12 protein-coding genes, 2 tRNA genes and 3 rRNA genes are annotated in these 19465 nt (G+C 53.0%); 7 read left to right on the top strand and 10 right to left on the bottom strand.

Translation table 11 applies throughout. The features are described from left to right. Positions 1–6: 6 nt before the first annotated feature. The 6 genes from J5A66_RS08780 to J5A66_RS08755 all read right to left on the bottom strand — a co-directional run bounded on the left by J5A66_RS08780 (position 7) and on the right by J5A66_RS08755 (position 6438). Positions 7–603 carry a hypothetical protein gene (locus tag J5A66_RS08780; RefSeq protein ID WP_249109960.1) on the bottom strand — a complete coding sequence of 199 codons (597 nt, stop codon included), beginning with the start codon at positions 601–603 and terminating at the stop codon, positions 7–9. After that, positions 600–1649 carry a hypothetical protein gene (locus J5A66_RS08775; RefSeq protein ID WP_211790245.1) on the bottom strand — a complete coding sequence of 350 codons (1050 nt, stop codon included), beginning with the start codon at positions 1647–1649 and terminating at the stop codon, positions 600–602. Before J5A66_RS08775 ends, J5A66_RS08780 begins: the two co-directional genes overlap by 4 nt. Positions 1650–1871: 222 nt before the next feature. Continuing rightward, the gene (locus tag J5A66_RS08770) at positions 1872–2456 is read right to left on the bottom strand and encodes a hypothetical protein (protein ID WP_249109959.1); all 585 of its coding nucleotides are present in this window, start codon (positions 2454–2456) and stop codon (positions 1872–1874) included. A 247-nt stretch (positions 2457–2703) separates the two neighbouring features. Next, the gene (locus J5A66_RS08765) at positions 2704–3288 is read right to left on the bottom strand and encodes a hypothetical protein (RefSeq protein ID WP_211790244.1); all 585 of its coding nucleotides are present in this window, start codon (positions 3286–3288) and stop codon (positions 2704–2706) included. After that, positions 3285–4088, bottom strand: coding sequence for a class I SAM-dependent methyltransferase (locus J5A66_RS08760; protein WP_211790243.1), 804 nt, complete (start codon positions 4086–4088; stop codon positions 3285–3287). The genes J5A66_RS08765 and J5A66_RS08760 overlap by 4 nt, the downstream gene beginning before the upstream one ends. Positions 4089–4134: 46 nt before the next feature. Further along, positions 4135–6438, bottom strand: coding sequence for a TonB-dependent receptor family protein (locus J5A66_RS08755; protein WP_371742855.1), 2304 nt, complete (start codon positions 6436–6438; stop codon positions 4135–4137). 397 nt (positions 6439–6835) lie between these two features. Between J5A66_RS08755 and J5A66_RS08750 the strand changes: the two genes are divergently transcribed. Continuing rightward, the gene (locus tag J5A66_RS08750) at positions 6836–7333 is read left to right on the top strand and encodes a methylated-DNA--[protein]-cysteine S-methyltransferase (protein ID WP_211790242.1); all 498 of its coding nucleotides are present in this window, start codon (positions 6836–6838) and stop codon (positions 7331–7333) included. Between the two features lie 24 nt (positions 7334–7357). Here J5A66_RS08750 and J5A66_RS08745 read toward each other — a convergent pair whose 3' ends face one another. Further along, the gene (locus J5A66_RS08745) at positions 7358–8947 is read right to left on the bottom strand and encodes a sialate O-acetylesterase (RefSeq protein WP_211790241.1); all 1590 of its coding nucleotides are present in this window, start codon (positions 8945–8947) and stop codon (positions 7358–7360) included. A 1071-nt stretch (positions 8948–10018) separates the two neighbouring features. Between J5A66_RS08745 and J5A66_RS08740 the strand changes: the two genes are divergently transcribed. The 5 genes from J5A66_RS08740 (at position 10019) to rrf (ending at position 15378) form a co-directional block, all read left to right on the top strand. Then, a 16S ribosomal RNA gene (locus J5A66_RS08740) occupies positions 10019–11548 on the top strand. Between the two features lie 137 nt (positions 11549–11685). Further along, positions 11686–11759, top strand: a tRNA-Ile gene (locus J5A66_RS08735). Between the two features lie 236 nt (positions 11760–11995). Next, positions 11996–12069: transfer RNA gene (locus tag J5A66_RS08730), tRNA-Ala, on the top strand. Between the two features lie 148 nt (positions 12070–12217). Continuing rightward, positions 12218–15126, top strand: a 23S ribosomal RNA gene (locus J5A66_RS08725). Between the two features lie 139 nt (positions 15127–15265). Continuing rightward, positions 15266–15378, top strand: a 5S ribosomal RNA gene (gene rrf, locus J5A66_RS08720). Together the 16S, 23S and 5S rRNA genes with 2 tRNA genes alongside form the textbook arrangement of a ribosomal RNA operon. Positions 15379–15838: 460 nt before the next feature. On the opposite strand, the gene J5A66_RS08715 is transcribed toward rrf, so the two are convergent. From J5A66_RS08715 to J5A66_RS08705, 3 genes are all read right to left on the bottom strand, one after another. Continuing rightward, positions 15839–16054, bottom strand: a complete 216-nt coding sequence (locus J5A66_RS08715) for a hypothetical protein (protein ID WP_211790240.1) — start codon at positions 16052–16054, stop codon at positions 15839–15841. A gap of 99 nt (positions 16055–16153) precedes the next feature. Then, a complete protein-coding gene (locus tag J5A66_RS08710) occupies positions 16154–17491 on the bottom strand; it encodes a hypothetical protein (protein ID WP_211790239.1) in 1338 nt (445 codons plus the stop codon). A 159-nt stretch (positions 17492–17650) separates the two neighbouring features. Then, positions 17651–18058, bottom strand: coding sequence for a DUF3127 domain-containing protein (locus tag J5A66_RS08705; RefSeq protein ID WP_211790238.1), 408 nt, complete (start codon positions 18056–18058; stop codon positions 17651–17653). Between the two features lie 257 nt (positions 18059–18315). Here J5A66_RS08705 and dnaN point away from each other — a divergent pair, with 257 nt between their 5' ends. Beyond that, a complete protein-coding gene (dnaN, locus tag J5A66_RS08700) occupies positions 18316–19440 on the top strand; it encodes a DNA polymerase III subunit beta (RefSeq protein ID WP_211790237.1) in 1125 nt (374 codons plus the stop codon). The last annotated feature ends 25 nt before the right edge of the window (positions 19441–19465 follow it).

The raw sequence follows: 19465 nt of genomic DNA, 5'->3' as shown, positions 1-19465 counted from the left end.
GCAGTATCAGTTAATCAGGGTGAGTTGAGCCGTAAAGGGCAGCAATTTGTACGAACGACCGCCGCGATACACCTTCCGACCTATCTCCAAGGCCTGCCCGTCGCCATCGATGACGGCGCGTTTGAGTTCCAACTTGAAGGCCTTCTTCGTTCCGGGCAGCGTTTTGCCGCCGGGCAGAAGAGCCCCCGTTCCCTCGGTTTGATGGAGAAAAAAGGTGATAGAGAGCGTCTCGCTGCCCATCTGAACGAATCTGGCAGGAATGCGCTTGAAGGTGAGTTCGCCCGTCTCAGCTCGGTATTCGTAGAGAAGACCGCGCAGAGGGATGCGGCGAGTGCTGCGCACGCTGTTCTCCTCCAAGGGCAGAACGAGTTCGGGTTTGGAGAAGTTGGCCACCTCGTTGTTCACGTCGAACCACACATAGGCCTTGCTCTCGTCGAGGATAAAGATTTTGGAGAGCAGTCTGCCGTTGTCTGCCGCCATCTCTGTGGCCTGTGCATGGCGATAGAGATCGTTGTCGTCGAACTCGCGTCCGATGCACGATGCCAGCAGCAGGGCTACGAACATAGCAGGCGCGATGCGAGCCGATAGGTGTGAAAGTCTCATGGTTTGGGTGTTAGGGTGATTTCTTGGAACTGTACGGGATAATTGTTTCTGAAGTTCTCGGTGTCGCTGTTGGTAACGACTTGTATCATCACAATGAAGTTGCCGATGCGCGGTTGCGACAGGATAAGCTTGTTGCCCACTTTGCGATAGCTGAACTCATAGTACCATTCCCGTTCCACTCCGCCCTTTCCGGTCACCATATCTGCGTTGTTTTTGAGGGGAATGCGGAAGAAGATTTTCCCGTCGTACACGGCATAGCGCAGGGTCGGTTCTTCGGCCTTTTCAGGACTCCAGTCGCCGCCTGCGTCGTATACCTCCAGTCCATCCGATTGAGACGGCAGCAGGAAGAACCGCTTGGTGTTCATCGTATAGTCGGGTTGGAGGATGAAGTCGAACTGCACATCCTTCAGTCCTTTGTAAGCTCCTGCGAGCAGGTCGGGCATAGTCAGCTCCAGATCCTGCGTGAGAGGGAGCCGCCAGAACCACTCCGTGCCCGTGAGTTCGGCAGGAGCAGGAGGCAGAGCTGCGCGTCTGTCGTCGATGATTTTCCGGCTTTGTGCGTCCATCTCGGCCACGAGTTGCCGCACGCGTTCATATTTCTTACCGCTACGCACACGGTAGGGTAGTTCGTAAAGAGTGCTGCGCGCCGCCATCATCACTTCGTTGCGAGCGATGTAGCTGTCGAAGAGCGTGCCGCGGGCCATCTTCTCTTTCAAGGTGCGCAGGTCGCGATTGAGTCTCACGGCCACGCTGACGAAGGTTTGGAAGACGCGCACTTCTTGGTCGGCCAGCAGATTTTTGTCGCCCGAGATAAGATCGTTGAAGGTGAGTTCTTGGAAAGCTTTGTCGGCATTCTCGGGGTCGGTGAAAGCCTGTTCAAAGAGTTGATCGAACTTCTCGGTGAGCTGTTGTTTGGCCACCAAGGCCCGTTCGTTCTCGTCGAGCTCGGTGGTGGTGCAGCCGCTCCAGCCTAAGAGCAACAGGCCCAGCAGCAAAGCAAGCGGCCAATGGCGATGGCCGAGGGGAGGGTTGTGTAGGGTTTGCATGTTGTTTTTAAAAAGGATTATTTTGATGAATGGATCGTTGATTTTCAGCGCGTCGAGCGAAGGCTGCGCAAAAGCTAAGAAAACGACTTGCAAAAGTTGAGCTTTTGACTTGCGAAAGCTAAGAGATCGGGGTGCGAAAGCTTAGCTTTTGCATCGCCGTGGGCAAGTCGTCGTCGTGCAAAGGCTTTCAGGCTTGTTTCCGTCCGACGGGTCCGAGGCGTACTAATTCCGTTTCTTTGTGCCCTCTACGATAATAGTAATGGGCAGAATCTGAGGCGAAACGCTGAGCCAGAGCCGCCCGTCTTTGTAGCGTCCAGTGGCAGTGGCGCGATCGGTTTCAAAACCTTTCGGATTGGGAATGGCGATGCCGCCCGGCAGTTTCGATGGGTCTACGGGCGTGCCGGCATGAGGCTCGGCTTTGAATCGACCGCTCACCGATTGCATTGTCACCTCGCCGTCGTTGTTCTTTTGCAGTTCGAGAACGAGGTCTACGGTCATGTCGAAGGGCATTCGTTGCGTGGTGCTCAGTTGACCGTCCTTTCCAAACATCGGCGCATTGAACTTTTCCCAGTGTATCCGCAGGCGATGCCGACCCTCGACGGTGAGTTCGGCGTAGAGCGTGTGAGAGCCCTGGGCCATCTTTTGCTGACCGATGGAGGGCGTGATGGTGACGTCGTAGAGACCCATGAGCTGGGTGGCGTCGGCGGAAGTGTGGTTGTCGTCATTCGAACAGGCGGTGAATGCGCCTGCGCACAGCACGAGCAGCATTGCTACGAGCCATGCCTTGGGGGTTGTGATTGCTTTCATTTTCTTTTTGATAATCCCGATATACGGGTTGAATTGATGTTGTTATTTTTAGGATTTCCCGATGTTGGGAAAGTTTGTTTTTCTCTTTCTCTACCAAAAACAGTGACAGAGAAGGCCCATCTGTCTCCCATTCTGCCGAGAATGATGGACGGGGAGGCTTGTCTTTTGCCCGTTCTGGCGAAAACGACGACCGTGTTGCTGTTTTTGTTTCGTTCTCATCAAAAACGGTTACTGTGTTGAACGATTCCTATGGCCGACTCCCTTCGCACCGCATCTTCATGGGGATGGGGAGCATGAGATCGACGAGGACGTGCAGTTGCCTACTGGAGCGGAGATAGAAGCCCGTGAGCTGGGCGTCGTCGCTTTCGGGAAGAGGCAGCCCGATGGTCTTTCCGCCGTCGTCGGTTCTCACCTTTCCGTCATGACCGGATAGGCGAATGGTGTCGGTGGCGGCGGCTTCGAGCAGCACATCAATGTCGACGGTGAGGTGGAGTGGCATGAACTGGGTGTGGAATCGGTCGATGTGGAGATGAATGGAGCCGTTGCGGTTCACGCTCAGGAGCACATCTTGTTGTCCGGCGGTGAAGTAGAGCTGCGGCGTTGTGCGTTGGGCGTCGTAGTAGATCATCGACAGACGCGAATCGAACACGCCAGCCATCTCCTCGGCCAACGGACGGGTGTGGAGGTCGGAGTCGGTGTATTCCCGGCGGCGGGGCAGAAGCTGATCGGCTCGATCGTAGTCGGGCGAACGCAGATCTTCGCCACACGAGACCGTCAGCAGCAGACTCGCCGTGATCATCACCATCTGCCATGCCTGCAACAGTTGGCTCATCGTTCTTCCTTCTTGGCTCCCTCGCCCCGTTTGCGCGCCACGATCGAGATGGCGTTGATGTGACGCTCGTGCTTGCGAAAGATGGAACGCATCTCCAATACGCGCCGCCGTGCCCAGGGATGACGCAGCAGTCGACAGAGAATGCGCAGCAGTCCGCCCCATCCTTCGTCGGCCACCACGCGCCGCCACTCCAAGAGGTGCATCGGATTTTGGATCACCTGCATCACCTCGAAACCGTTCTCCTGCAGCACTTGCTGCCAATCGTGAAGTGTGAGTGGGCGCACATTGGTCTTGATGCCCATGGCCAGATCTTTCTCGATGGCGCGTTTCACCTCCGACGAGACCTCGTCTGGATAGATGCCGATCTCGTGAATGCCATAGAGTCCGCCCGGTTGGAGCAGTCGGGCCGCCTCTTTGATGATAGCATTCTTCTGCGGTGCGCTCTGCATGGTGAGCATCGCCTCGCCGTATACTTTCGTGGCGCAGGCGTCGGGCAGACCCGTTTGAGCGGCATTGGCCACGACGAGCTTCATCGCGGGATAGCTCACGTTCTTCCGAACGCGTTCGGCGGCTTCCTCGTTCAGCTCGACGGCGGTGTACGAATGCGGCTTCCGCGCCACGGTGAGTCGAGCCGTGTAGCCCAATCCCGGAGCAAACTCCACCACATCGTCGGTCTCTGTGATGTTCATAGCCTCCAGCATCCGGTTCGTGAGCTCTTGTCCGCCCGGCCGCAACACGCGTTTTCCTAACTTGGCAAGCACCCAGTGGCCTTGCTCCATGTTCATTTTCTTTTCGGTCATTGTTGTTAGTTTTTTAATTTTAGGAGTGAAAAGAGTTCATCCTGTCTTATATCTTCCACGTCAATCCCCCGAACACACACCGCGGCTGACCCGGAATAAAGAACGTCATCTGCCGAGCCGTGAAGTTGGGGAAAGGCATGGGCGGATGATGAATCTCGTCGCTGATGATATAGCTTGAGGCATATCGCCGATCCGCCACATTCTTCAACTCGGCATAGAAGCTCAGATGCGCGTTGAGTCGATAGGTCGCCCGCAGGTTCCACACCGAATAAGCCGGTTGAAAGAGCGTGTTTGTGTGATCGATAGGCGTTTCTCCGGGTTTCCATTCCACCGAGGCCGACACGCTTGCACCGCACGGATGTTCATAGTCTGCCGTTGCGGTGGCGAAGTGACGGGGAATGCCCGCCAACTGTTTGCCAGCATATCGCCCGCCGCTGAATCGGAACCGACTGTAGTTATACACCCCGCCCAGCGTGAGCCGGCCCGCATTCCATCCCCACGGACGGTCGAAAATCGTAACGTTCACGCCCGCCTCCACGCCCTGATGCAGTGTGTGGGGATAATTCTCGGTGCGTTTGATGCCGCGCACATAATCCTTCACCTCGAGCAGTTCGTTCTGCACCCACGAACAATAGCCCGCCACATTCCACGACCATCTGCCGCTTCTACCCGTCGAGCCCACCTCCACCGTCGTAGCCGTTTGCTTCTCCAGTTCGATGGCGAAGAGTCGTTTCGGACTCGTATGGATGTTCGGACCCACCTCCGTGCCCACCAGTTCGTCGAACGTAGGCGGCTCATAGCTCCTGCTCACATTACCAAACAGTCGCACCTCTCCCCTCGAATCGAGCGTCCCCACTACGCCCAACCGCGGATTGAAAGCCCGCCATCGCTGACGCAGCGAGATGTTCTGCGAGTAGAAATAGCGGTATTTGCCTGTCATCTGACTGAACCACGGCCGCAAATCTCCCTCCGGAAAAACATCCCTACTGTTGCGTTCGTTGTACACCCAGTGCACATCCGCCACCACATTCAGGCCCCGTGTCAACCTCAGATCCTCCTCGGCAAAAAGCGTCAGATTCTTCGCCCGCAAGTCATCGTGGGCAAACACCAAGCTTTCCCGTCCGTCGCGGTTGATATACGTTCGCCGGTCGATCTTTCCATACGAAGCCAGCACACCGCCCCGGATGCGATGCCGCCCCGTAGCGAGTCGATAGCTCAGCGTCACACCGCCATCGTTGTGCAGCGAATGCGGGATAGAGATAGTAATAGGAAACACAAATTGGTCGTCGGCAGATTGATAATAAGCCGAGAGCACCACGTTCGATTGCGGCCCGAGCCTCACGCCCGATCGGTGTGCCAGTCGCCACATCCGCGTTCGTCGTCGTGGTCGGTCGCGCAGCACGTCCGGTCCCATCGAGAAAGGCAAGTCTACACCTGCGCTCACCTCTCGAGGATTCTCCATCACCTGCTGTAGATTGAGCGGACCGGGGAACTGAAACTTCAAATACGTAAAAGCCCCATACGTGCGATGCTCCACCGTTCCCCGTTCGTTGATGTTGCCGATGTTCACCGACAGACTCACGCGGTCGTTCCGGTTATACCTCCGAAAGCCCTCCTGTCCGCTATACGAAGCATCGGCATGCGCATCCCATCGCCCCCATTTCTTTCCTGCCGAAGCCGCCACCGAGCGGAATCCATAGCTCCCGCCCTCGACCTTGAGTCGTGCAGCCCCCCGCCGACCGTCTTCCGTCCCCGTGGCCGACACGAAGTTGATGCCGCCCCCCAGCGTGCTGGCGCCGAAGTTGAGCGCATTGGCTCCCTTGAGCACCTCGACGTATTGGGCCGTCATCGGGTCGAGCACACCGATGACATACGACCCATCGGCGAAGTTCACCGGAATCCCATCCTGCAACAGATACACGCCCCGTCGCTGCGGATTGCTCTGTATGCCCGATCCACGAATGTTGAGTCGAGGCTGATCGTTCAGTCCGAAAAACTCCTGAATGATCACGCCCGGCTGCATCCTCAGGGCCTCCTTGAGCGTAGAGAGTCGCCCAACGTCGGGTCTCATCTCCACCAACGACGTACTACCGGCGATTCTCCGCAGTTCGCCCGCAGCCTGCGCCGCCGTCGGTGTTGTGAGCCGCAGCTGTCCATACACCTGTACCTCGCGCAGGAGGATGGGCCGTGTCTGCCGTGCCGTGCTATCCGTTGCCATTCGTCGAGCCACGACCAGCGAGTCGGTCCCTTGCGCCTGCGCGCAGACCGCCACACTCACTGCCAGCAACGCCAGACGCTTCAGTCTGTAGCATTTTCCTTTTGGGGGGCAAGACGAAAAAAACGACATCATCTTTCTTACAATTGGTCGCCAAAATTACAGTTCTCTCCCATTTCCCATCAGTCACAAATGCGACCGTAAAACAAAAATCCTCCCTTTTAGGTATCTTTCCATCTGCGAATATTTCTTCAACAACATCTTCCCCTATCAGCCCCCTGTTTTCTTGAGCATGCTATCAGAAAAGATTTTTTAAGCCCAAAAAGGCGACCTTTTGTGCATGAAAAACTTTTTTGAGTCCCAAACTGCGGCATTTTGTGCATGAAAAAAGTTTTTGCCTCCTAAACTGCGGCATTTTTAGAGTTAAATTGGAGGGTGATCAAAAGAAAGGATCATTTTTAAAGGCAAAAAACCGATGCGATTCTGAAAAGTGATGTAGTTTTGTAGGCCATATTATTAAGGTAAGAAAAAAATGAATGTTAACGATCTTTATCCTTCTCCTCTCGGAATGCTTCACCTGATGAGCGACGGAACTGCACTCACTCACCTGTTGTTCGAAGATCCGACAGACAACGAATGCTTTCCTCCTACGTCTCGTCTCCAGCCGCACTTGCCCATCTTCTCCCAGACCCGCATTTGGCTCGATCGATACTTCCGGGGCGAGTGCCCAGGCGTTCTTCCGCCACTTCGCTTGCACGGAACGCCGTTCCAATGCCGCGTGTGGCAGTTGCTGCAAGCTATTCCCTATGGCTCTACCGTCAGCTACGGCGAATTGGCTCGGCAACTGGCCGCGGAACGAAACATGAAAACTATTTCTGCGCAAGCCGTGGGGCAGGCCGTAGGACGCAATCCGGTGGCCATCATCGTGCCTTGCCACCGCGTAGTGGGCGCCCATGGGAGCCTGACGGGCTATGCCGGTGGCCTGGAACGCAAGCAATGGCTCTTGCAACGAGAAGGCCTCTGCCTTTGAGGATGATTCGAAGGCAGAGGCCGTTCAGAGCTCTACGCCCATCTGAAAAGTGGAGGTGGGCAGACCGTCTTTGTTCACCAGATTGGCTCGTGTGAAGGGTTGCCAGCCATATCGCACCCACATCGGGCGCGGCACTTCGGGTGCATGTACCCAGATGGTGGACCCACGCAGGATGGCCTGGGCAGGATGAAACACTCCGTCTTCGCCGGCCAATTCGAACGTGCGTAGCGGACAGCCATCGGAGGTGTGCAGGCTGTCGGCCCAGTGGAAGAAGACGGTCACGCCTCGCTCGTCTCTCACAGCCCGTTCAACCATCGGTCCGGCGGGCGTCATCTGCTTGCATCCGTAGACGTCGTGCAGAGCCAGCCGGGCCAGACGTTGGCCTACAGGGCGTTTCTGCCGGGGATGCACGTCGAGCGAGTCGCCCACGTCGCTGCTCACCGCCATCGCCGTGAAGGGAATTTCGCGGGAAAGCCGACGCTGACTGTCGCGAAACGCCGGCCACGTGGCGCGGTTGAGGCTGGAGAGCTGCACGAAGAGAAAAGGCAGACGAGGGCGGTTCCAGTGGGCGCGCCACGAGTAGACGAGCAGCGGAAAGAGTCGCTCGTGCACCTCGATGTTGTGCGCGTTCGACTCGCCTTGATACCAAATCACACCGCTTATCGGAAATTTCTCCAATGGCTCGATGCCCGTCTCATAAAGGTAAGACGGGGCGTAGGGATGACGGGGCTGAGGATGAGTGCTGCGCTCGGTGTTCTTGCGTAGGCGGGCTGTCACCCAGTCCATCACGAGAAGATGCCGGTCGGCCCAATCGTCGAGCAACTGGGGAAATCCGTTTGCCAACGTCGCATGGTCGATCCACGCCTCGGTGGTGCTCCCGCCCACGGCGTTCATCACCAGCGCAACGGGCACGTGCAAACTGTCGCGCAGCATTCTTCCGAAATAATAGGCCACGGCCGATACCCTACCTGCCGTCTGTGGCGAACTCTTTTGCCAACCCTCGGTGGCGAAGTAAAGTCCACGGTCTACCGAATCGAGCACCGTCTCGCTCCATGTCACATCGTTGGTCTCCCAGCGCGGCGTGAGATGGAAAAAACGCAAAAGACTGTCGGCCGATTGCTCCAGCATGGCCCGTCCATCGGCATCCTGCGAAAGCGGAAACGCCATGTTCGATTGCCCCGAACAAATCCACACCTCGCCGGCCACAATCTCCCTGAATTGCTGCCTCTGCTGCCCCGCCGTCACCGTGAGCACATACGTCTTTCCCACTTCTAAGGGCGGAAATTCTACCGCCCAATGGCCGTTCCGGTCGGCTCGCACCCACTGCTTCCGCCCGCCCGGCTCGACCGCTATTCGTTTGTTCTGTTGGGTCGTCGCCCGTTCTCCTCGCCCGTTATTCTTCGTCGGTGTCTGCCGCTTCTGTTCGTTGATCTCGATAAACACTTGCTGTAAGGCGTTTGCCGTTCCGTAAACTTGGAAAGGTTCGTTCCGCATCACCACCATACCGTTGCCAAAAAGCAGAGGCATCCTTAGTCCGTTACCGGTGATACCTCCTTTTCCCCATGTCATCGATGCCACGCCAAACAGCACCAACACGCCAATCATTCTTCTCATATCAATTCTTTTTTGTTCCTCAAAAGACCGTCTCTCCGAGCAGAAAACACATCTTTTTGCATCCTAAAAGTGCGTATTCTTGTCACGCCAAAGCTCAAACAAACTTAGTTTTGTCTGTTAGACTAAACGGAAGCATTCTTTTTTGTTGCTGCAAAGGTGGATAAAGTTGATTTCAAAGTCCAACTCCTTAATGTTCTTTAATACACCAACTCCTCTCTTTTAACATGCTCTCCCATTTCTCCTACCTTCAAATCCTCGTTTTGTTTGAAGTGAAAATCTCTTTTTATTTTAGCTAAATTCTCCTTTTATTTTAGTTCAACTCATTTTTACTATAGTAGAATGCTTCTTTTATCTTAACAGAAAACTTCTCCTGTTTAATAAAAGAAAAAGAGATCGGGATGCAAAATTGATCTTTCGAACCTCCATCTCTTATCTTTTGCCGTTTGGTTTCTTATCTTTTGCCTGTCGTTTTCTTATCTTTTGAGGTGTAAAAGCTAAGAGATGAGGGTAGGTTTTGTAAATGGTTGATGGTGAGGAGGCTACATGGCGGGTTTTAAGGGCGTTTTGTGACGGATGGATGAGGGCTGATGCGATATCTTTTCATGTGAGGATGGTCGATGAACAATTATCGACTTTCATGGATTGTGTGGTTTGCTGGTTGCTGAATCGGCGTTGATTGATTTTTCATGTTCTTCTTTTGGTTGTATAATATATATAAGGTGTATGTTGTTCTTTTGGTCTTGTGTTGTAAATAATTATAAAAACATAGATAGTTATAAAATATTTTCTTTGTGTTTTCTTGTGTGTGGTTGTTTTTTGTTTTACCTTTGCATCCGCTTTCGGGTTATTTTTTAGCTTTGGGAGCGTATTGAAAAGAGTTCATTGAAAGTATTGATAGACAGTAGTAGTACAAGAGCGGGTGACGCCTTTTTGGGCGTTACTTTATATGGACGATGAGACCTGGGTGCTTGATAGCATCTTTTAATAAAGCGATGTGAGCTGTAAGGCTTTCTATTGTTTTATAGGTATAGTCCAATCGGGAAATGCATTTTAAATGCGAACGTCATTTTTACAATGGAGAGTTTGATCCTGGCTCAGGATGAACGCTAGCTACAGGCTTAACACATGCAAGTCGCGGGGCAGCATGTTGGTTGCTTGCAACCGATGATGGCGACCGGCGCACGGGTGAGTAACGCGTATCCAACCTACCTATTACCACGGGATAACCCGGCGAAAGTCGGACTAATACCGTATGTGGTCTTCGATTGGCATCAGCAGTAGACTAAAGGTTTTGCGGTAATAGATGGGGATGCGTCCGATTAGTTAGTTGGCGGGGTAACGGCCCACCAAGACATCGATCGGTAGGGGTTCTGAGAGGAAGGTCCCCCACACTGGAACTGAGACACGGTCCAGACTCCTACGGGAGGCAGCAGTGAGGAATATTGGTCAATGGGCGTAAGCCTGAACCAGCCAAGTAGCGTGCAGGACGACGGCCCTATGGGTTGTAAACTGCTTTTATGCAAGAATAAATTAGCCTACGTGTGGGTTATTGCAGGTATTGCATGAATAAGGACCGGCTAATTCCGTGCCAGCAGCCGCGGTAATACGGAAGGTCCGGGCGTTATCCGGATTTATTGGGTTTAAAGGGAGCGTAGGCGGCCTTTTAAGCGTGTTGTGAAATTCAGTTGCTCAACATCTGACTTGCAGCGCGAACTGGGGGGCTTGAGTATGCTGAAGGTAGGCGGAATTCGTGGTGTAGCGGTGAAATGCTTAGATATCACGAAGAACTCCGATTGCGAAGGCAGCTTACTGCAGCTTAACTGACGCTGATGCTCGAAAGCGTGGGTATCGAACAGGATTAGATACCCTGGTAGTCCACGCGGTAAACGATGGATGCTCGTTGTTGGTATTTTTATATCAGTGACCAAGTGAAAACGTTAAGCATCCCACCTGGGGAGTACGCCGGCAACGGTGAAACTCAAAGGAATTGACGGGGGCCCGCACAAGCGGAGGAACATGTGGTTTAATTCGATGATACGCGAGGAACCTTACCCGGGCTTGAACTGCAGCGGAACGATTCAGAGATGATGAGGTCCTTCGGGACTGCTGCGGAGGTGCTGCATGGTTGTCGTCAGCTCGTGCCGTGAGGTGTCGGCTTAAGTGCCATAACGAGCGCAACCCCTTTTTATAGTTGCCATCGGGTAATGCCGGGCACTCTGTAGATACTGCCGCCGCAAGGTGTGAGGAAGGCGGGGATGACGTCAAATCAGCACGGCCCTTACGTCCGGGGCTACACACGTGTTACAATGGCGCGTACAGCGAGTTGGTGTTATGTGAGTAGCATCTAATCCTGAAAGCGCGCCTCAGTTCGGACTGGGGTCTGCAACCCGACCCCACGAAGCTGGATTCGCTAGTAATCGCGCATCAGCCATGGCGCGGTGAATACGTTCCCGGGCCTTGTACACACCGCCCGTCAAGCCATGAAAGCCGGGGGCGCCTGAAGTCCGTGACCGCAAGGGTCGGCCTAGGGTGAAACCGGTGATTGGGGCTAAGTCGTAACAAGGTAGCCGTACCGGAAGGTGCGGCTGGAACACCTCCTTTCTGGATGGGCTTACCTTCATCTTTTTTGAGATGGTTTTGGGTTTTGTTTGTTCTTAGCTCTTGTGCCTCTACTATTGTCTTTCTTTCCCGATAGGTTCCTCAGAGTCTTTAGGTTATAGATTTTGTTAAGCCTCCTGAGTCCTATAGCTCAGTTGGTTAGAGCGCCACACTGATAATGTGGAGGTCGGCAGTTCAAGTCTGCCTGGGACTACATCTGACTCGATAGGGTGATGTGAAGACTGTAAGACAGCTCATTCATATGAATAATATGAGGTAGAGGAGGATCTTAAAAACACTATTATAAATAATGTGTATCGATGGAGGGTGAATGATTTAAATGTCATTATAGAATAATATTCTTGAAGAAAATTACCTGATAGGATACTGTTATACATTAATAATGTGTATGTAGGAAATGTATTCGGACTTTTCGGATAACCCTGTTTAGGGGGATTAGCTCAGTTGGCTAGAGCGCTTGCATGGCATGCAAGAGGTCAACGGTTCGAATCCGTTATTCTCCACTTTGCGATGTGTATATATCGCATGAGTTCTTTGGCATATTGATACAAGCAAGACTGCATGAATAGACGAGGCAAATGATTGCCTATAATAGATGATGTAGCTGAAGTATGGGTATCTATCTTGATTTTATTTAAGGTAGTACTTTTTAAAGAAGCGAGATAAGGGCGCATGGCGGATGCCTAGGCTCACAGAGGCGATGAAGGACGTGATAAGCTGCGATAAGCTGCGTGTAGGTGCAAATAGCCATTGATACGCAGATTTCCGAATGGGACAACCCACCTGTTAGAAGGACAGGTATCACTGCAAAGGTAGTGAGGCAAACCGGGGGAACTGAAACATCTTAGTACCCCGAGGAAAAGAAAATAATTAAATGATTCCCTTAGTAGTGGCGAGCGAAGTGGGAAAAGCCCAAACCGGTGTTGTATTTTTGCAATGCCGGGGTAGTAGGACCGCGTTGTTGTACTTATTTGTTGAGAAGAACTCTTTGGAAAGAGAGATCATAGAGGGTGATAATCCCGTATTCGAAGACAATTAAGACATAGCGGTATCCTGAGTAGCGCGGGACACGAGAAATCCTGTGTGAATCTGCCGGGACCATCCGGTAAGGCTAAATACTCCTGTGAGACCGATAGTGAAATAGTACCGTGAGGGAAAGGTGAAAAGCACCCCAATGAGGGGAGTGAAATAGTTCCTGAAACCATGCGCCTACAAGCGGTCGGAGCTGCTTTTAGCAGTGACGGCGTGCCTTTTGCATAATGAACCTACGAGTTACCGTTACCAGCAAGGTTAAGAGTCATGAGACTTGAATCCGTAGTGGAAGCGAGCCTGAATAGGGCGTTTAAGTTGGTAGTGGTAGACGCGAAACCAAGTGATCTACACATGTCCAGGATGAAGTCCCGGTAACGCGGGATGGAGGTCCGAACGGATAAGCGTTGAAAAGCTTCCCGATGAGATGTGTGTAGGAGTGAAAGGCCAATCAAACTTGGAGATAGCTCGTACTCCCCGAAAGGCATTTAGGTGCCGCGTGCAGTGTTCTCCTCAGGAGGTAGAGCGACCGATAGGTCAAGAGGGCTTCACCGCCTATCGCGACCTGACGAACTCCGAATGCCTGTGGACAGAAGCTGTGCAGTAAGGGGGCGGGTGCTAAGGTCCGTCCCCGAGAGGAGAAGAATCCGGACCGCCGTCTAAGGTCCCGAAGTTTTGCCTAAGTTAGTCTAACGAAGTATGTTCCCGGTGACAGCCAGGATGTTGGCTTGGAAGCAGCCATTCATTCAAAGAGTGCGTAACAGCTCACTGGTCGAGGGGACGTGCATGGATAATAATCGGGTATAAGGCAAACACCGAAGACGCGGGATAGTAATGTAAATTAAAAGTATCGGTAGGGGAGCATTCCATGTGCGTAGAATGCGAGGGGTGACCCTTTCTGGAGCGCATGGAAAAGCAAATGTAGGTATAAGTAACGATAAGGAGGGTAAGATTCCCTCCCGCCGTAAGACTAAGGTTTCCCGGGCAATGTCAATCACCCCGGGGTTAGTCGGGCCCTAAGGCTCAGCCGAACGGCGAAGCCGATGGCAGATGCGGTTAATATTCCGCAACTACCTCAGGGAGCGACGCGGAGACGGAGGCGTGACACCACCGCGGAGCGACGGACTGCTCCGTTGAAGGACGTAGATGTAGAGGAAGGCAGGCAAATCCACCTTCCGAGTTGAACTCCGAAAGTATGCCCTTCCCTTCGGGGAAAGGCAATAGCGTGGGTAATCAAACTCCCGAGAAAATCCGCTAAGCATCATCTCTGTGGTACCCGTACCGTAAACGGACACACGTAGTCGAGTAGAATATACTCAGGCGTTGGGAGATTCATGGTTAAGGAACTAGGCAAATTGACCCCGTAACTTCGGGATAAGGGGTCCTCATAGCAATATGAGGCGCAGAGAATAGGTCCAGGCAACTGTTTAACAAAAACACAGGGCTGTGCGAACTCGAAAGATGAAGTATACAGCCTGACACCTGCCCGGTGCCGGAAGGTTAAGAGGAGATGTCACCAGCAATGGGAAGCATTGAATTGAAGCCCCGGTAAACGGCGGCCGTAACTATAACGGTCCTAAGGTAGCGAAATTCCTTGTCGGGTAAGTTCCGACCTGCACGAATGGTGTAATGATCCGGACACTGTCTCAACCATGATCCCAGTGAAATTGTAGTATCGGTGAAGATGCCGATTACCCGCGATGGGACGAAAAGACCCCGTGAACCTTTACTGCATCTTAGCGTTGACCTTGGCCATCCGATGTGTAGGATAGGCCGGAGGCTTTGAAGCATGGGCGCCAGCCTGTGTGGAGCCATCCTTGAAATACGGCCCTTTGGCTGTCCGAGGTCTAACCCGCTTATTGTGGGGACATCGCTTGGTGGGCAGTTTGACTGGGGTGGTCGCCTCCAAAAGCGTAACGGAGGCTTCCAAAGGTACCCTCAGGTCGATTGGTAACCGACCTCATAGAGTGCAATGGCAAAAGGGTGCTTGACTGGGAGGCAGACATGCCGATCAGGCAGGAAACTGGGGCATAGTGATCCGGCGGATGTGTATGGAAACTCCGTCGCTCAAAGGATAAAAGGTACTCCGGGGATAACAGGCTGATCCCCCCCAAGAGCTCACATCGACGGGGTGGTTTGGCACCTCGATGTCGGCTCGTCACATCCTGGGGCTGGAGAAGGTCCCAAGGGTTGGGCTGTTCGCCCATTAAAGTGGCACGCGAGCTGGGTTCAGAACGTCGTGAGACAGTTCGGTCTCTATCTATCGTGGGCGTTGGAGCTTTGCGTGGCTCTGTCACTAGTACGAGAGGACCGTGATGGACAGACCTCCGGTCTACCGGTTGTGCCGCCAGGTGCACCGCCGGGTAGCCGAGTCTGGATCGGATAAGCACTGAAAGCATCTAAGTGCGAAGCCGGCCGCAAGATAAGAGCTCCTCATCAGGGCCGTTCAAGACGAGGACGTCGATAGGGCACAGGTGTAAAGGCGGCGACGCCAAAGCCGAGTGCTACTAATTGCCCGAAAGCTTCTTTTCTACCCCATCCTCCGCCACATCAGAAATTGTGTATTTCGTCATCCCTGATGGATGCCGAATGGCATGAGAGAGGCAATCGTTAATATAGCATCTCGATGAAGACTCATGCATCTTAGCTTGTACAATGCGCCAACCCCTTTTGGGTGGCTATTGCGGCGGTGTTCCACCTCTTCCCATTCCGAACAGAGCAGTTAAGCCCGCTTGCGCCGATGGTACTGCAATGCAATGCGGGAGAGTAGGAGGCCGCCCCCTTTCAAAAACCCTCCTTGGAGGATGCCCCCTGAAGCGGGAGCATCCTCCTTTTTTAGTTGACAAGGAGATAAGTTAACGAGTTGACAAGGAGCAGTGAGATGCCAAGACAAAGAAAACGCATGATAAAAGCTAAGAAAACGGCGTGCAAAAGCTAAGGAAACGCAATGCAAAAGCTAAGGAAATGAAAGGTGCTTTGTAGAGATCTGAAAATCAGAAGAGTTGATAGAGAAATGACGACATCGAGTTGCTGAGTGGCTCAAAACCGCCGCGGAGACCAAATTGATGGAATTGAGCGACTCAGTAACACCACGGAGAACAATTTGATGCAATTGAGCGACGCAATAACACCACGGAGAGCAAATTGGTGCAATTGAGCGACTCAGTAACGCCGCGGAGAGTAATTTGATGAAATTGAGTGACTCAGTAACCCAGTGGAATCAGGAATGGTTTTCCGAAGAATTTAGAGCGGCTGCTGGATGTCAGAGAAGGATTCCGAGCAGGTAGGAGAGGAGGAGGCATCCTCCTCTTCCCAATCGTCGAAGATTTTTGAATCGGCTTGAGAGGCTCCCTTTTGCTCGCTTCCCGCAGAGAATCCCAAGGGACTACCCGCATTGAGGGCGGATGCGGGGGTGAGAGGAATGAGGAGGATTTGGGGTGAGGAATATTTTTTTTTCATGTGATTTGGTTTTTGAAAGAATCTGTTGTGATTGAGTTTTGATGGATTTTGGTGTGATTTGGTTTTGATGGAGATCGATCGGATCGAGGGATGGGTGTGTTATGGTTGGATGTATTTTTTACCGTCTTTTATATATATGCGACCCGAGGGGAGGGAATTGTCGGGAAGAGGACGCCCGTCGATTCCGTAGACGCGAGAGGGGGAAGGAGCGATGAGTGGAAGATGGATGGGAGTGGTGTTCGACTGGAAGAGGATTTGTAAGGTTTTGGCGGGTGCGGATGGAGCGGAGAACCGGAAGTAGGCGCGAAAGCCGGGGATCTTGTGGTCGGTGGGGAGGGGAGGAGAGAGACGGTTTTGGTGGAGGAATTGTTCGGAGCGGTCGGTGGATAGACTGTGAGGAGCGTATGTTCCGATAAAGGCGCATTGGTTGTGAGAAACGGTTTGCTCGGTTATGGGAGTGATGGAGACATGAGGGAAGGTGAGGACGGACAGCGATTGGGCTACCTGGATGACGTAGGGTTTCCCGGCTTCGATCTCTCTTGTCGGAGAGAAATAAAGCGTGTTGCCCGTGGCATGACTGAACTGCATGAGGGTGAAGGGTCCGAAGGTTTGAAGCAGTTGGGTCTCGTTGAGCGAAAAGGGTAGGCAGAGCGTGTTCCAGCGATGGGCTTTTAGGTTTCGGTGGAGAGAGACTTGCGTGTCGGTGCAGGGCTCGATGGGGTTATCGGAACGGCGGTCGCTCCAGGTGAGTTCTCGGACGAGGTCTTGCGGGGAGAAGAGCGAGATGTCGAGGGGATCTTGCTTCATGCGAGTGAGGAGTCCGGTGAGGGAGAGACGGTCGCCTTCATGGAACGATGGCAATTGGCCTTTGAAGAGGAAGCGGATTTTGATGCGGTGTCCGGCAACTTTTAGGTTATAGCTGTTTTTCTTTTTGTCGACAGTGGTTACGAGAGCGTTGACGAGTTTGGCGAATCGGCAGCCATAGGGTTCGACGTCGTCGGGCGATAGCTCTTTGGGTATGGGCTTTTCTCCGGGATGGCTGATGTGGAGGGTTGCGAGGCTTTCGTCTTCGGGGAGCATGAGGGGAACGATGTTCCGGAGGAATTTGCCGAGGATGAATCCGTCGAGTTGGTCGCCTGGGAGAAGAGTTGGGGCGGTTTTCCATTTGATGCCTACGCAGCCGGTAGCGTCTTGGAGGTAGACTTCTTTCGGGGTGACGTGCAGCACTCGTGCGGATTTTAAGAGAAGTTTTGTTGTGGTTAGCGTGTTGGCCGCGGTGATGAAGGCATGGATGTTGTCGGCTGTCTGAATGTGCTGGGATGGTTTCTCCGTCTTTGATTCTGTTGCGACGACGGGTGAGGTGGCGCGCTGTGCGTTGGTGATGGCAAGAGGGAGGAAGAGGCTTGCGGAGAGGAGTAGTTGGAAAAGATGTTTCATCGTAGGATCGTGAAATAAGGGGGAGTAGGATTCAATGGTGTTTTACAGCAGGTGTGACGAGGATAGCGATGCTGGGTAAGTAAATATCCTACTACGGCCTGTTGTGGGGCGGAAGTAGGATATTGTGACTTCTTTGGAAGAGGACGCTTGGACCGGGGATTAGAAGGGGAGATCGTCTGTGCTTTCTTCGGACGATTCCTGAGCGGGAGCTTCGAATCCGGCTGTGGGTGCGGCCTGCTGTTGGGGCGGAATGGCATTGGGAGCCGGAGCCGCTGTGGGTTGTGCACCGAACTGGGCCGGGTCTACCTGTCGCACTTCGAATGCGCGGATGCTGTTGAACCATCTTCCGTTATACTCGTGAGCATCGATGTCGAAAGAAACCATCACTTCTTGGCCTACTTGTATGTTGAATCTTGCCAGTCGGTCGGCCCCGAAGACAGAGAATACCACTTTGTGCGGATACGCCTCGTGCGTTTCGATGACGTATTCCTGCACTTTCCACTCGCCTCTGGCCGATACGCCCGTTCTCTCGGGGAGTGCTACAATGACTTTACCTTGTATGTCCATTGTGTTTTTGTTTTTATAAAATGAATTTGATTGAATAATCTTTCGTATGTGCGGGCAACAGGGAGGGCTGCCGAATCGCTTCCGCGAAATTAGTAAAATAGTTCTGAAAACTAAACTTTTCAATCTTTTTTTTTGGCGTAAGGCATGTTTTTCGTATTTTTGTGCAAGCAAAATCTCCGCTCCGGTCAGCCTTTGCAGATGGGCGAAACCGGAGCGGGACTGCGAAGAAAAATCAACCTCATAAAGTATAGATACGGATGAAATTTTCAATCTCAAGTTCAGCCCTCAGCGGCAGATTGCAGAATCTTGCCAAGGTGTTAAGCAGTAAGACCACTTTACCTATTCTCGACAATTTTCTCTTCGAGGTGACCGATGGCGTGTTGACTCTCACTGCCAGTGACAGTGAGACGTTGATGACGACGACCTTGCCGTTGGACGAGTGCGATGGCAACGGGCGGTTCACCATTCCCAGCAGAACGATTCTCGATGCCACGCGCGAGTTGCCCGAGCAGCCCCTCTCTTTCGACATCGATCTCAATTCCCTGGCCGTACGCATCAACTATCAGAACGGCGTTTACAATTTCACGGCTCAGAGTGCGGTGGAATATCCCAAGGGCAAAGAGATGGAAGGCACGGCGGGAAGTATTCAAATAGAGTCGGGGGTGCTTTACAACAGTATCGTGCGCACGCTCTTCGCTACGGCACAGGACGAGTTGCGACCGGTGATGAACGGTGTTTTCTTCGACCTAAGTACCGACGGGCTCGCCATTGTGGCTACCGACGGGCACAAGTTGGTCCGGAATCGGAACAAGGCCATCAAGTCATCCGAGGCTCGCTCGTTCATCCTACCCAAGAAGCCCGCCACGCTCTTGCGAAACATGTTGCAAAAGGATGCTACGTTGGTGGAAATCAAGTTCGACGAGCGCAATGCCGAGATTTCCTTCCCCAACGGGATGCTCTCGTGTCGGCTTATTGAGGGGAAATATCCCAACTACAACTCAGTGATTCCGCAGGAAAATCCCAATCAGATCACCATCGATCGTAAGGGGCTCATCTCCGCCTTGCGTCGTGTGCTTCCCTTTGCCAGCGAAGGTAGTCAGCTCATTCGTTTTCACGTAGAGATGGGTAATCTGGAGCTTTCTTCGGAAGATGTCGATTTTGCTACGAGTGCAAAAGAGAACATTGTGTGCGACTACACCGGTGTGCCGATGAACATTGGCTTCAAGGGCGGTTCGCTCTCCGAAGTGCTCAACAATCTCGACAGCGACGATGTGGTGATTCAACTATCCGACCCCAGTCGCGCCGGAATCATTGTTCCCGCCGTGCAGCCAGCCGACGAAGACGTGCTGATGCTCATCATGCCCATGCTTCTCAACGATTGAGCTGCGGAGACTCCCTGCTGCTTCT

Source organism: Prevotella sp. oral taxon 475 (assembly GCF_018127805.1).
GTDB lineage: Bacteria > Bacteroidota > Bacteroidia > Bacteroidales > Bacteroidaceae > Prevotella.
This window is presented reverse-complemented; position numbering and strand designations above follow the sequence as displayed.